The organism is Skermanella rosea (assembly GCF_016806835.2).
Taxonomy (GTDB): domain Bacteria; phylum Pseudomonadota; class Alphaproteobacteria; order Azospirillales; family Azospirillaceae; genus Skermanella; species Skermanella rosea.
In genome coordinates, this window is the sequence record NZ_CP086111.1 from 1,645,451 (window position 1) to 1,657,530 (window position 12,080).

Consider the following 12,080-nt stretch of genomic DNA (forward strand, 5'->3'; position numbering starts at 1 on the left):
TTGGCCCGGCCAGATGGTTCGCCTTACCGGCCGGAGGGGGCGGGTGGCTCTTCGGAGTCCTTCGGCAGTCGGCGGGCCGCCATGTGGCGGTACACCCGAAAGACCAGCGGGACCAGCGACACGATCAGGACGATGCGCACGATGTGGTGGGTCGAGACGAAGGCGGCATCGACGCCGAGCGCCAGGGCCACCAGGCTCATCTCCGCCAGCCCGCCCGGCGCGAAGGCCAGCACCAGGGCCGGCAGCGGTATCCCCGTGAGCCAGTGCAGCGCCACGGAGAAGACCATCGTGACGGCCAGCAGCATCAGCGTCAGGCCGGAGGCGATCGCCAGCGTATGGGCGATCCGGCTGAGCCTGACCCCGGAGAACCGGCTGCCCAGCGCGGCGCCGACGACGATCTGCGCCGCGGCGACCAGCACGCCCGGCGGCTTGCCGGCGGTCAGGCCGGCCAGGTGGATCGCGGCGCTCAGCAGCATCGGGCCGACCAGCATGTAGGCCGGCAGGCGGAGCCATTTCCCCAGGAGGGCGCCGACGGCGCAGGACGCCAGCAGCGCGAGGTCGACCGGCGGAACCTCCGTCAGGCCCGGCCCGAGCGGACCCCTGGCGGCGGGGCTGTAGCCCTCGAAGAACTGGAACCACACCGGCACCACCATGACGACCAGCATGACCCGAGCGCTGTGGGCGACCGAGATGGTGCGGTCGTCGCCGCCCATCGCCCCGCCGACGATCACCATCTCGTTCAGCCCGCCGGGCGTCGCGGTGAAGAAGGCGGTGATCGGGTCGTAGCGGGCGACCCGCCGCAGGAACAGGATGCCGAGCGCGCCGCCGGTCAGGATGTAGAGCGCAAGTCCGGTCAGGCTGAGCACCCAGTCGCCCAGCCGGCCCACGATGTCCGGGTTGAAGGCGCTGCCCAGCATGATGCCCAGGATCATGATCATGGCGGAGCGCAGGCCGCCGGGCACCTGGACCGGCAAGCCGCCCATGGCCGCCGCCGTGCAGAACACCATGGAGCCGATCATCCAGGCGAGCGGCAGGTTGAAGAAGGCGAACAGGGCGCCGCCGGCGGTGCCCAGCGCGAGGGTCAGCGCGAGCAGGCCGGGCTTGAGGCTGCGGATCGCGTTCCGCCACCGGTCGGCAGGAGGATGGGTCATCGGCCGGTCAGGAGACGATGCGGCCGAGCCGGACCGCCGTCTGTCCCCGGCGCAGCCGCCGGGACGGCATGATCAGCACGCAATCATCGTAGGGCGTGCGGATTTCCCGGTCGTCGTCATGCGCGATCAGGGTTCCGGCGCGCTCGATGATCTCCATCCCGACATAGTCCGCCTCGTACAGGAAGTCGCTCCCGGCCATGGTGACCGCCTCGGTGATCTCGATCACCTTCTGGGGCGGCGGCGGGGTGGGCGGCAGATGGGGGGCGGCGAACTCCGGCGTGACGGTTCCCGTCGCGAGCAGGAAGCGGAGCGTCACCTCGATCGCCACGTCGGCCGACGATGCCGCCCAGTGCTGCCCGCATTCGGCCAGCAGGGCGGTCTTCCGCGCGGCAGGATCGACGAAGGGGGCGTAGTCGAGCAGGCGGCGTCCGGCGGCATGCCCGGAATCCCTCACCACCCATTCCGGCACGCCGACCGCCTTGGCCAGGTCGCACCCGCGGTCCGTGGCGCCGCACAGCACCAGCGGGGCGGTCGCGTTCTGCATCGAATGCAGGTCCAGCAGCAGGTCGACGGTGTCGTAGAGCGGACGCAAGGTCCGGGCCCGCTCCAGCTCGACGGAGCGGCGCGGGCCGTCCAGGACGTCCTCCGCCCATACGCGGTTGAAGTCCTCGTCCACGAAGCGCGAGTTGCCCGGCCGCTTCGGATCGAAGCACTGGTAGGCCGCCGTATTGGCGAAGCAGAGGGTCAGGGCTCCCCGGACCGGGCGTACGCCTTGGCGGAACAGGAAGTCCAGCGCGACCGGGCCGCAGAGTTCGTTGCCGTGGGTCAGCGCGTTCACCAGGACGTGCGGGCCGCTCCTGCCGCTGTCCAGCGTCGTCACGAAATCGATGCCGGTGTTGCCGGCCCGGTAAGGCGTGATGTCCGGCGGCGTCAGTTCGATCCGATAGGCGGTCTGGGTCAACGTACTGGTTCCCTCGGGGCCATGGGCGGCGGAGTGCTGCGTCGCGGCTGTCCCATTTCGGCCGGCCGGTCCACTATAGGAGGGGGCGCGACCATGGACAAACCTGTACAGGAGCAAAGCCGTGCGAATCAGGCATGCGACGGAAACGCTCCAGCCTCCGGTATGGACCGGAACCCCGAAGGTTTCCATCGACGGTACGCACGGCACGGGGTATATCGTCGGTGTAACAATTTCGAAACTCCAATCCGGAGCGGCTTTGTGCCGGGCGGAGGTCTGATGAGCTTTGTGATCGAAGATGTGCTGGTGCGTGACGATCCGGTCGGGCAGATGGTCCCGCTCGTGCTCGACTCGCCCCACAGCGGCTCCGTCTACCCCCGGGATTTCAATTTCGTCTGCCCGCTGCCGGCCCTCCGGCAGGCGGAGGATACCCATGTGGACGAGCTGGTCTCGGCCGCGCCGGAGGCCGGGGCCACGCTGATCGCCGCCCTCTTCCCGCGGAGCTACATCGACGTCAACCGGGCGATCGACGACATCGAGCCGGAACTGCTCGACGGGCATTGGCCGGAACCGCTCAGGCCGAGCGACAAGAGCAATGCCGGCATGGGGCTGATCCGGCGCCTGTGCAAGCCCGGCATCCCCATGTACGACGGCCGCCTCCCGGTGCCCCACGTGGCCGAAAGGATCGACCGCTACTACCGTCCCTACCACGAGCAGGTCGCCGGCGCGATCGACCGTGCCTATGCCCGCTTCGGTACGGTCTACCACCTGAACTGCCACTCCATGCCGACCTTCGGCCGCGATCCGGTCACCCGGGCGGACTTCGTCCTGGGGGACCGGGACGGAACCACCTGCGAACCGGATTTCACCCGGTACGTCGCCGCGTTCCTGACCAGCCTGGGCTACAGGGTCAGGATCAACGATCCCTACAAGGGGGTCGAACTGGTACGGCGCTATTCCGACCCGAAGCGCGGTCTCCACAGCCTGCAGTTCGAGATCCACCGCGGCCTCTACATGAACGAGGAGACGCTGGAGAAGAACGAGGGTTTCGGCCGCCTGCAGTCCCATCTGACCATGCTGATCCGGCATCTCGCCGCTTACGCCGGCGATGCTGTCAAGCTGGATGCCGCCGAGTAGGGCGTTTATCTCGACCAATGCACCGTTGCGCTGCGGCTGGCGGGCGGGTTAGACGGGGATCCTTCCGAGACGGCTCCGGATCCCAGACCATGATTTCGCATCCATGATCCTGCCTCGCCGGCCCCTCCTTGCTGCCGTGCTGTCGTTGCTCACGGCGCTTGCGCCGTCGGTGGCCGCCGCGCAGTTCTCGCCCGAGAACGAGGCCCCGCCTCCCACCGTCGAACTCGCCCGCGAAGGGCCGTTCGAGGTGGTCTGCGTCGACAGCCGCAACCAGGAGATCACCAGCTTCGGGCCGCTGTTCCGGGTCCTGAGGGACAACGGGCGCGAGGTGCGCTGGCAATACGAGATGGAGGACGGGCTGACTTTCATCGGCCGCTTCGACGACCTGCTGACCTGCCGCTACGAGGATCGGCGACGGAAGCGCTGATCCGTCCGGCGGGCGGAAACGTCAGGGGGCGAACTGCTCCTTGAGGATACGTTCCTCCAGATTGTGCTCCGGGTCGAACAGCAGGGTGAGGGAGACGTCGCGATCTTCATGGACCTCGACCCGGATCACCTCGCGGACCTCCGTGAAGTCGCCGACCGCGCTGACCGGGCGCTTGGAGCATTCCAGCACGTCGAACACGATGCGCGCCGATTGGGGCAGCAGCGCGCCGCGCCAGCGGCGCGGGCGGAACGCGCTGATCGGCGTCAGGGCCAGGATGCTCGATCCCAGCGGCAGGATCGGGCCATGGGCCGACAGGTTGTACGCGGTGCTCCCGGCCGGCGTCGCGACCAGGCAGCCGTCGCAGATCAGCTCCGGCAAGCGGACGACGCCGTCCACGGTGATCCGGAGCTTCGCCGCCTGCCTGGTTTCGCGCAGCAAGGCCACCTCGTTGATGGCGAGGCCCTCGGTCCGTTCGCCGTTTTCCCGGATCGCGACCATGCGCAGCGGGTGGAGCGTCACTTTCTGCGCGCGGGCGACCCGGTCCACCAGGTTCTCCTCGCTGAATTCGTTCAGCAGGAACCCGACGGAGCCGCGGTTCATGCCATAGACCGGAACCGGCCGCTTCAGCGTCCTGTGCAGCGTCTCCAGCAGGAAGCCGTCGCCGCCGAGTGCCACGACCGTGTCCGCGTGGTCGAGCGGCGTGTTGCCGTAGCGATGCGCCAGCCGCACCTGCGCATTGCGCGCCTCGTTCGTGTCGGCGGCGACGAACGCGATCGTCGGATGTCCCTCGGGCATGTCTCTGGACTGCTCTTCCGTCGTCTTGGGATGGACAGGCCAGGGGCCCGGTACCGGTATCAACCGCCCGTCACGCTCATATGTCGCGGCACGGGCGCCGCCTTGCTGCGGCGGTCGATGATGAAGTCGTGGCCCTTCGGCTTGCGCCCGATGGCTTCCCGGATGCGCTCCACCAGCAGCGCGTCGTCGTCGCTCATGCGGACGGGGGTTCGCAGGTCGGCGGCATCCTCCTGGCCCAGGCACATGTACAGGGTGCCGGTGCAGGTCAGCCGGACCCGGTTGCAGCTTTCGCAGAAATTGTGGGTGAGCGGCGTGATGAAGCCGATCCGGCGCCCGGTTTCGCGCACCTCCACGTAGCGCGCGGGGCCACCGGTGGTGTAGTCGATCTCGTTCAGGGTCCAGCGCTCGGCGATCCTGGAACGGACCAGGGAGAGCGGCAGATACTGGTCCAACCGGGCCTCTCCGCCGATGTCGCCCATCGGCATCACCTCGATGAAGGTCAGGTCGAAGCCCTCGTCGCCGCACCAGGCCACCAGCCGGTGGAATTCGTCGTCGTTGACGCCCTTCAGGGCGACGCAGTTGATCTTGACGGCAAGCCCGGCCTCGCGGGCGGCCTTGAGGCCGGCCAGCACCTTGTCGAGCTTGCCCCAGCGGGTGATCGCCTCGAACTTGTGGGGATCGAGGGTGTCGATGCTGACGTTGATCCGGCGGACGCCCGCGTCGTAAAGTTCCGTCGCGTAGCGCTCCAGCTGGCTGCCGTTGGTCGTCAGCGTCAACTCCTTGAGGGCGCCGCTGCCGAGATGCCGGCCCAGCGACCGGATCAGGTTCATGATGCCCTTGCGGACCAGCGGCTCGCCGCCGGTCAGGCGGAGCTTGGAGACGCCCAGCCCCACGAAGGCGCTGCAGATCCTGTCCAGTTCCTCCAGGGTCAGGACCTCCGCCTTCGGCAGGAAGGTCATATCCTCCGCCATGCAGTAGACGCACCGGAAATCGCACCGGTCCGTGACCGAGACGCGGAGATAGCTGACGGAACGGCCGAACGGGTCGACGATGGGAGAAGACGACCTGGGAGAGTCGTTGGCCGCTGACGGAAACACTGTGCTGCTCATGGTATCCTTTTTCCTCTCCCCCGCGCCGCGGCTCGTCTTGCGTGGACGGCAGCCGTCATTGGAAGATCCATTCTAGCAGGTTAGATCATGGATGCCTGCAATTTCACCCTTGGCTGTCCTGCGGTGCTGGCGCATGACATATGCATGTGGCAAAGCGCTCTATACGGTCAGATGTAGCGATCCCGGGCAACTCCGTAAACCGGGGTCCGCCGGTCCACCGCCGATTTGCGGGAGTTTACACCTTCGGGCGCCGCATCGGCCTGGCCGGAGAGGCGGCCAGCCGGGACCGGCCAGAGAAAAGGACATAACGGATGAAAAAGTTCCTGATCGGCCTTGTGCTGGTCGCCGTCGTCCTGGTGGCGGGGGTGGTCGCGGTGCCGTTCCTCGTTCCGGTGGAACAGTACAAGGGACGCATCGAGGCCGAGGTCACCCAGCGTACCGGCCGTGAATTCAGGATCCAGGGGCCGATCTCGCTCTCCCTGCTGCCGACGCTCGCCATCGAGCTGAACGACGTCTCGTTCGCCGGCCCGCAGGGTGCCCGTACTCCGGAGATGGTCCGCCTCGGCCAGCTCGAACTCGAGCTGAAGCCCTGGCCGCTGCTGCGGGGAGAGGTCCAGGTCGACACGCTGGTCCTGCGCGAACCGCGGATCGCGCTGGAGGTCGATGCCCAGGGGCGCCCCAACTGGGTGCTCGACCAGCCCCGGGCGACGGACCAGCCGGAGCCTGCGCCGGCCGGGCCGGGCGACGGGCAGGAGCAGGCCGCCGGCCTGCCGGACCTCCGGTTCGGCGAGGTGGAGCTGGTGGACGGCCAAGTCAGCTATTTCGACGCCCGCACGCAGGCGCTGCACGAGGTCACCGACGTGGACGTCACCCTCATGGCGCCCGACCTCTCCCAGCCGGCCGACATCAAGGGCCGCCTCGTGTTCCGCGATCGGCCGGTGACGATCGACGCCCGCATCGACCAGCCGCGTGCCCTGGTCGAGGCCGGCGCCTCCGGGCTGACGGCGGCGGTCACCGGCGACCTGCTGTCGATCCGGTTCGACGGCGCGCTGGAACGGGCGGCCGCGGGACCCGGGGCGACCGGCAGGCTGGACCTCCGTGCGCCGGAACTGCGTCAGCTTGTGGCCTGGGCGACCGGGAACGACCCGGGCGACCTGCCTGTCCAGTCGGCGTCGGTGGCCGGCGGGCTGGCGGCGAACGCCGACCGGATCGCGCTCACCAACGGCACCTACAAGGCGGGTGACGTGGAGGCGGCCGGCAATGTCGCGGTCGCCCTCACCGGACCTCGGCCGAAGATCGACGGCGTGCTGACTGTTGCCCGGCTCAACCTGGACCGGTATCTGAACCAGCCCAGGCCTGCCGGGGAGCAGGCGCCCGCGCAGCCGGCGTCGGCGGCACCGGCGCCCGCCTCCGCTCCCGGCGAAGATTCGTCGGGGTGGAGCACCCGTCCGATCGACCTCGGCGCCCTCCGCACGGTCGATGCCGACCTCAAGATCGCCCTGGCCGGGCTGACCGTCAAAGGGGTCGATGTAGGTGCTTCGGACATGGCGATCACGCTGGACGGCGGCCGGCTCCGGACCGTGCTCGGCGAGACCGCCCTGTTCGACGGAACGGTATCGGGCCAGATGAACGCCGATGCCTCCGGCGCGGTGCCGGCCCTGGCGCTCGATCTCCGGATCAACGGGGTCCAGGCAGAGCCGGTGCTGACCCGGTTCGCCGATTTCGACCGGCTGGCCGGCACGGCCCGGGCGGTCGCCTCGCTCAAGACCACCGGGGCCAGCGAGCGGGCGATGGTCGAGGGGCTCAACGGGCAGGGGTCGGTGACCTTCACCGACGGGGCGATCAAGGGCATAAACCTGGCCGCCATGGTCCGCAACGCGACGGCCGCCTTCCAGGGGCAGCCGGTCGGCAACGAACCGCAGCAAACCGACTTCGCGGAACTGGGTGGCAATTTCACCGTCCAGAACGGCGTGGTCCGGAATGACGACCTGCGCCTGCTGGCGCCGCTGCTCCGGCTGGAAGGCCGCGGCACAGTGGCGCTGCCGCCGAAAACGATCGACTACCGGCTGCAGCCCCGGCTGGTCAGCACGATCGAGGGGCAGGGCGGTACCCGCGACGTCACCGGCATCGCGGTGCCGATCCTGGTGCGCGGCAGCCTGACCGACCCGAGCTTCGCGCCCGATCTCGCCGGCCTGGCCGAGGAGGCGATCCGCAATCCCGAGGCGATCCGCGAGCAGATCGAAGGGCTGAAGGGCAAGAAGCCGGAGGAGGCGGTCAAGGGCCTGATCGAGGGGCTGACCGGTGGCCAGAACGCGGCGCCGGGCCAGGGGTCGAGCAATCCGGCACAGCAGTTGCGGGGCCTGTTCGGCCGCTGACCTCCCTTGCAGCGGCGCCCAAGTCGATTTGAGAGGACGAATGATTGCCGCCTTGATGGGCCTGCTGGCCTGCCAGCTGGCGGGTGAGCTGCTGGCCCGCCTGCTCGGCCTTCCGGTGCCCGGTCCCGTGCTCGGGACTATCCTGCTGTTCCTGGTCCTGATGGCCCGGGGTCGCATTCCGGACACGCTGCGCGACGTGTCGCGGACCCTGCTGGCCAACCTGTCCCTGCTGTTCGTTCCCGCCGGGGTCGGCATCATCCAGCATCTCGACCGCCTGCGCGGTGAGTGGCTCGGGATCGCGGCCGCGGTGTTCGGCAGCACCGTGCTGACCATGGTGGTCGCGGTCCTGGTCTTCCGCGGCGTCTCGCGCCTGACCGGGGCCGACGCGGCGCCATCGGACCGGGGGCGGGCATGATCACGGACGTCATCGAACCGGCGATCCAGGATGTCTGGGTCTATCTGACCGCCCGCCCGCTGGTCTGGCTGACGGTGACCATCGCGGCATACCTGATCGGCCAGTGGCTGTTCGAGCGGGCCGGCCGCAGGCCGCTGGTCAATCCCGTCGCGATCGCGGTGGTCCTGCTGGTGGCGCTGCTGATGGTGACCGGGACCGACTACCAGACCTACTTCGACGGTGCCCAGTTCGTCCATTTCCTGCTGGGGCCGGCCACGGTGGCCCTCGCCGTGCCGTTGTTCCAGAACTTCTCCCAGGTCCGGCGCGCGGCCCTGCCGATGCTGGCGGCGCTGGTGGCGGGGTCGGTCACGGCGATCCTGTCGGCGGTCGGCATCGCGATGCTGTTCGGCGTCAGCCTGGAAACCTCGCGCTCGCTCGCCTCCAAGTCGGTCACCATGCCGATCGCCATGGGCATCACCGAGCAGATCGGCGGCATCCCGTCCTTGACCGCCGTCGTCGTGATGATCACCGGCATTATCGGGGCCATGGTCGTGACGCCCCTGATGGACCTGCTCCGGATCGGCGATTGGCGGGCACGCGGCTTCGCCGTGGGGGTGGCGAGCCACGGGATCGGCACGGCCCGGGCGTTCCAGGTCAACGAGATCGCCGGCACCTTCGCCGGCATCGCCATGGCGCTCAACGGCATCGCGACCGCGATCATGGTTCCGCTGCTGATTTCCCTGCTCGATTGAGCCATTTTTGTGCTGCGTGCTCCCCGGCTTTGCCCCCAAACTGGGCTTGGCGAAGATAATCCGGCTGATGCCGTCCGGTTCAGGGAGGAACGCGTGGACACTCCGCAGGCCCGCAACTCGGCGCCGCCCGTGGCGCCGCTGGTCGTCGTCCTGGAGGGCGGCTTCGGCAGCTATGACAAGGAACGTGACGTCCTGCGGCCGTTCGGCGCCAGCCTCGTGGAGCGGGCCTGCCGCGGCGACCGGGATCTGCTGAACGGTGCGATTCGCACGGCCGACGCGGTGCTGGTACGCGAATGCCCGCTCGACAGAGCCGCCTTCGAGGCGATGGAGCGGTGCCGGGTGGTCGTCCGTTACGGCGTGGCGCTCGATACGATCGACCTGGCGGCCGCGGCAGAGCGTCGCATTCCGGTCGCCCACGTGCCCGAGTTCGGGGTCGACGAGGTCAGCAACCACGCGCTCGGCCTGCTGCTTGCGGTGGCGCGGCGCATCCCGGCGCGGGACCGGGACGTGCGGTCCGGCCGGTGGAACGTGGCGCGGGCGGAACCGATGCACCGGTTGGCCGGCGGCACGCTTGGGTTGATCGGCTACGGCAGGATCGGGGCGGCCTTCCATCGCAAGGCCGCCCCCCTGGGCTTCGCCCGGACGCTTGTCCACGACCCGGCCCTGGCAGAGGCGCCGGAGGGCACGGAACTGGTCCCGCTCGGTCGGCTCTGCCTGGATTCGGACGTGATTTCCCTGCATGCGAGCCTCGGCGCGGAGTCGCGCCACCTGATCAACCGCGCCATGATCGGCCTGATGAAGCCCACGGCCATCCTGCTCAACACGGCCCGCGGCGGCCTGATCGACGAGGCGGCGCTGGTCGAGGCCCTGATAGAGGGCCGGCTGTTCGGTGCCGGGCTGGATGTCTTCGAACGGGAGCCGCCGGGAGCCGACAACCTGCTGATGCAGGTTCCGGGGGTCGTCATGACCGACCATACCGCTTGGTATTCCGAACAGTCGGTCGCCGATCTCCAGCGTTCCGCCGCCGAGGAGATCGCCCGGGTGTTCGGGGGCGGGAAGCCGCTCAACTGGGTCAATCCCTGGCAGGACGGCGCCTGACGCCGCCCGCCCGGCCGCCGCGCAACCGGGTTGCGCGGCGGCCCGCTCTGGGCGACCATCGCGCCGGTTTCGTCCAGGGGGAACGGTCATGTCGGGCTTGCAGGGCGATGGGACGTCGAGCGACCTGGAAGTCGTCGATCACCTGATGAACGCGATGATGGCCCAGGCCACCGGGGGCGTGTCGCCCGCGGCGGTGATGCTGGCCTGGATGGACTGGGCACTTCATCTCGCCTCCTCGCCGGCCAAGCAGATCGCCCTCGGCCAGAAGGCGGTCAGCAGCATGGCCCACTGGGGCGACTATGTCGCCGGTGCCGCCGCCGGTCGCAGTCCCCCGCCGGTCGCCGAGCCCCACGGGGGCGACCGGCGCTTTTCCGCCCGGGAATGGAGCTTCTGGCCCTTCAACGCGATGGTGCAGGGTTTCCTGCTGACCGAGGAGTGGTGGAACGCCGCCACGACGGGCGTCTCGGGGGTCAGCCGACGCCACGAGAACCAGGTGAATTTCATGGCGCGCCAATGGCTGGACCGGCGCGCGCCGTCGAACTTCCTGTCCACCAACCCGGAGGTGCTGGCCTGCACCCTGCTCGAGGCGGGCGGAAACCTCGTCCGGGGCGCCCGCAACCTGGTCGAGGACATTCGGCACCAGGTCGGCGGCGAGCCGCCGGTCGGGACGGAGCATTATCGGGTCGGGCGCGACATCGCGGCGACGCCCGGCCGGGTGGTCTTCCGCAATCACCTGATCGAGTTGATCCGCTACGATCCGGCCACGCCCCAGGTCCGGGCCGAGCCGCTGCTGATCGTGCCGGCCTGGATCATGAAGTACTACATCCTCGATCTGTCGCCCGAGAACTCGCTGGTCCGGTACCTGGTGGGGCAGGGCCATACCGTCTTCATGGTCTCCTGGCGCAACCCGACCGAGGAGGACCGCGACCTCGGGATGGATGCCTACCGCACCGACGGCGTGATGGCCGCGCTGGACGCGATCGGCGGCATCCTGCCGGGACGGCGGATCCATGCCTGCGGCTACTGCCTGGGCGGCACCATGCTCGCGATCGCCGCCTCGGCCATGGCGCGCGACGGGGACGACCGGCTCGCGTCGGTGACGCTGCTCGCCGCGCAGACCGACTTCACGGAGGCCGGCGAGCTGACCGTCTTCATCGACGACAGCCAGATCGCCTACCTGGAGCACATGATGTGGGCCCGGGGCTTCCTGGACACCACGCGGATGGCAGGGGCCTTCCAGCTCCTGCGGTCCACCGACCTGATCTGGTCGCGCCAGGTGGAACAGTATCTCAAGGGCCGCCGCGAGCCGGCCAACGACCTGGTCGCGTGGAACGCCGACCAGACCCGGATGCCCTACCGCATGCATGCGGAGTACCTGCGCAGCCTGTTCCTGGAGAACCAGCTGATGGGCGGGCGCTTCCTGGTCGATGGCCGGCCGGTCTCGCTCAGCGACATCCGCGCCCCGATCTTCGCGGTCGGCACCACGCGGGACCACATCGCTCCCTGGCGGTCGGTCTACAAGATCAACCTGCCGACGGACACCAAGGTGACCTTCGTGCTGACCAGCGGCGGCCACAATGCCGGCATCGTCAGCGAGCCGGGCCATCGCGGCCGTGGTTACCAGATCGCCACCCGCCGTCCGGAGGACCGCTACGTCGATCCCGACGCCTGGGTCGAGTCGGCGCCCCGCCGGGACGGCTCCTGGTGGCCGGCCTGGTCCGATTGGCTGGTGGAGCAAGGCACTCCCGATCCTGGACCGCCGCCGCCCGTGGGCGAGGGACTGGGACCCGCGCCCGGAACCTACGTCTTCCAGAAGTGACGGCGAATGCCGGTCGAGCCGGCAAGCCGCGGCTCGGGAATTATCGCTAAAGGCTTAGCGAATCT

The 12,080-nt window shown here is 69.2% G+C and carries 11 protein-coding genes; 7 read left to right on the plus strand and 4 right to left on the minus strand.

All coding sequences use genetic code 11. The annotated features are described in order from the left end of the window. Nucleotides 1–23: 23 nt before the first annotated feature. A complete protein-coding gene (locus tag JL101_RS07620; RefSeq protein ID WP_203101955.1) occupies nt 24–1,151 on the minus strand; it encodes an AbrB family transcriptional regulator in 1,128 nt (375 codons plus the stop codon). A gap of 7 nt (nt 1,152–1,158) precedes the next feature. Then, nucleotides 1,159–2,112, minus strand: coding sequence for a M14 family metallopeptidase (locus tag JL101_RS07625; RefSeq protein WP_228435340.1), 954 nt, complete (start codon nt 2,110–2,112; stop codon nt 1,159–1,161). A gap of 276 nt (nt 2,113–2,388) precedes the next feature. On the opposite strand from JL101_RS07625, the gene JL101_RS07630 reads away from it, so the two are divergent. Beyond that, on the plus strand, nt 2,389–3,246 hold the full coding sequence (locus JL101_RS07630) for an N-formylglutamate amidohydrolase (RefSeq protein ID WP_203101951.1): 858 nt from the start codon (nt 2,389–2,391) through the stop codon (nt 3,244–3,246). A gap of 103 nt (nt 3,247–3,349) precedes the next feature. After that, nucleotides 3,350–3,673: an invasion associated locus B family protein gene (locus tag JL101_RS07635; RefSeq protein ID WP_203101949.1), complete on the plus strand. Its 324-nt coding sequence runs from the start codon at nt 3,350–3,352 to the stop codon at nt 3,671–3,673. 21 nt (nt 3,674–3,694) lie between these two features. Here JL101_RS07635 and JL101_RS07640 read toward each other — a convergent pair whose 3' ends face one another. Together JL101_RS07640 and moaA are read right to left on the minus strand one after the other, a co-directional pair. Beyond that, a complete protein-coding gene (locus JL101_RS07640; RefSeq protein WP_203101947.1) occupies nt 3,695–4,468 on the minus strand; it encodes an NAD kinase in 774 nt (257 codons plus the stop codon). A gap of 59 nt (nt 4,469–4,527) precedes the next feature. After that, nucleotides 4,528–5,577, minus strand: coding sequence for a GTP 3',8-cyclase MoaA (moaA, locus tag JL101_RS07645; RefSeq protein ID WP_203101945.1), 1,050 nt, complete (start codon nt 5,575–5,577; stop codon nt 4,528–4,530). 311 nt (nt 5,578–5,888) lie between these two features. Here moaA and JL101_RS07650 point away from each other — a divergent pair, with 311 nt between their 5' ends. The 5 genes from JL101_RS07650 (at nt 5,889) to JL101_RS07670 (ending at nt 12,015) form a co-directional block, all read left to right on the plus strand. Then, on the plus strand, nt 5,889–7,952 hold the full coding sequence (locus JL101_RS07650; protein WP_203101944.1) for an AsmA family protein: 2,064 nt from the start codon (nt 5,889–5,891) through the stop codon (nt 7,950–7,952). A 40-nt stretch (nt 7,953–7,992) separates the two neighbouring features. Then, on the plus strand, nt 7,993–8,367 hold the full coding sequence (locus tag JL101_RS07655; RefSeq protein WP_203101943.1) for a CidA/LrgA family protein: 375 nt from the start codon (nt 7,993–7,995) through the stop codon (nt 8,365–8,367). Continuing rightward, a complete protein-coding gene (locus JL101_RS07660) occupies nt 8,364–9,098 on the plus strand; it encodes an LrgB family protein (RefSeq protein WP_203101942.1) in 735 nt (244 codons plus the stop codon). The genes JL101_RS07655 and JL101_RS07660 overlap by 4 nt, the downstream gene beginning before the upstream one ends. Nucleotides 9,099–9,191: 93 nt before the next feature. After that, complete coding sequence (locus tag JL101_RS07665; RefSeq protein ID WP_228435341.1) at nt 9,192–10,196, plus strand: C-terminal binding protein; 1,005 nt, start codon at nt 9,192–9,194, stop codon at nt 10,194–10,196. An 88-nt stretch (nt 10,197–10,284) separates the two neighbouring features. Beyond that, nucleotides 10,285–12,015 carry a PHA/PHB synthase family protein gene (locus JL101_RS07670; RefSeq protein ID WP_203101941.1) on the plus strand — a complete coding sequence of 577 codons (1,731 nt, stop codon included), beginning with the start codon at nt 10,285–10,287 and terminating at the stop codon, nt 12,013–12,015. The last annotated feature ends 65 nt before the right edge of the window (nt 12,016–12,080 follow it).

What these genes read in the sequence shown, in the direction of transcription:
- JL101_RS07620 (WP_203101955.1), bottom strand. Translation starts at nt 1,151, where the DNA reads ATGACCCATCCTCCTGCCGACCGGTGGCGGAACGCGATCCGCAGCCTC.
- JL101_RS07630 (WP_203101951.1), top strand. Translation starts at nt 2,389, where the DNA reads ATGAGCTTTGTGATCGAAGATGTGCTGGTGCGTGACGATCCGGTCGGG.
- JL101_RS07635 (WP_203101949.1), top strand. Translation starts at nt 3,350, where the DNA reads ATGATCCTGCCTCGCCGGCCCCTCCTTGCTGCCGTGCTGTCGTTGCTC.
- JL101_RS07640 (WP_203101947.1), bottom strand. Translation starts at nt 4,468, where the DNA reads ATGCCCGAGGGACATCCGACGATCGCGTTCGTCGCCGCCGACACGAAC.
- moaA (WP_203101945.1), bottom strand. Translation starts at nt 5,577, where the DNA reads ATGAGCAGCACAGTGTTTCCGTCAGCGGCCAACGACTCTCCCAGGTCG.
- JL101_RS07650 (WP_203101944.1), top strand. Translation starts at nt 5,889, where the DNA reads ATGAAAAAGTTCCTGATCGGCCTTGTGCTGGTCGCCGTCGTCCTGGTG.
- JL101_RS07655 (WP_203101943.1), top strand. Translation starts at nt 7,993, where the DNA reads ATGATTGCCGCCTTGATGGGCCTGCTGGCCTGCCAGCTGGCGGGTGAG.
- JL101_RS07660 (WP_203101942.1), top strand. Translation starts at nt 8,364, where the DNA reads ATGATCACGGACGTCATCGAACCGGCGATCCAGGATGTCTGGGTCTAT.
- JL101_RS07670 (WP_203101941.1), top strand. Translation starts at nt 10,285, where the DNA reads ATGTCGGGCTTGCAGGGCGATGGGACGTCGAGCGACCTGGAAGTCGTC.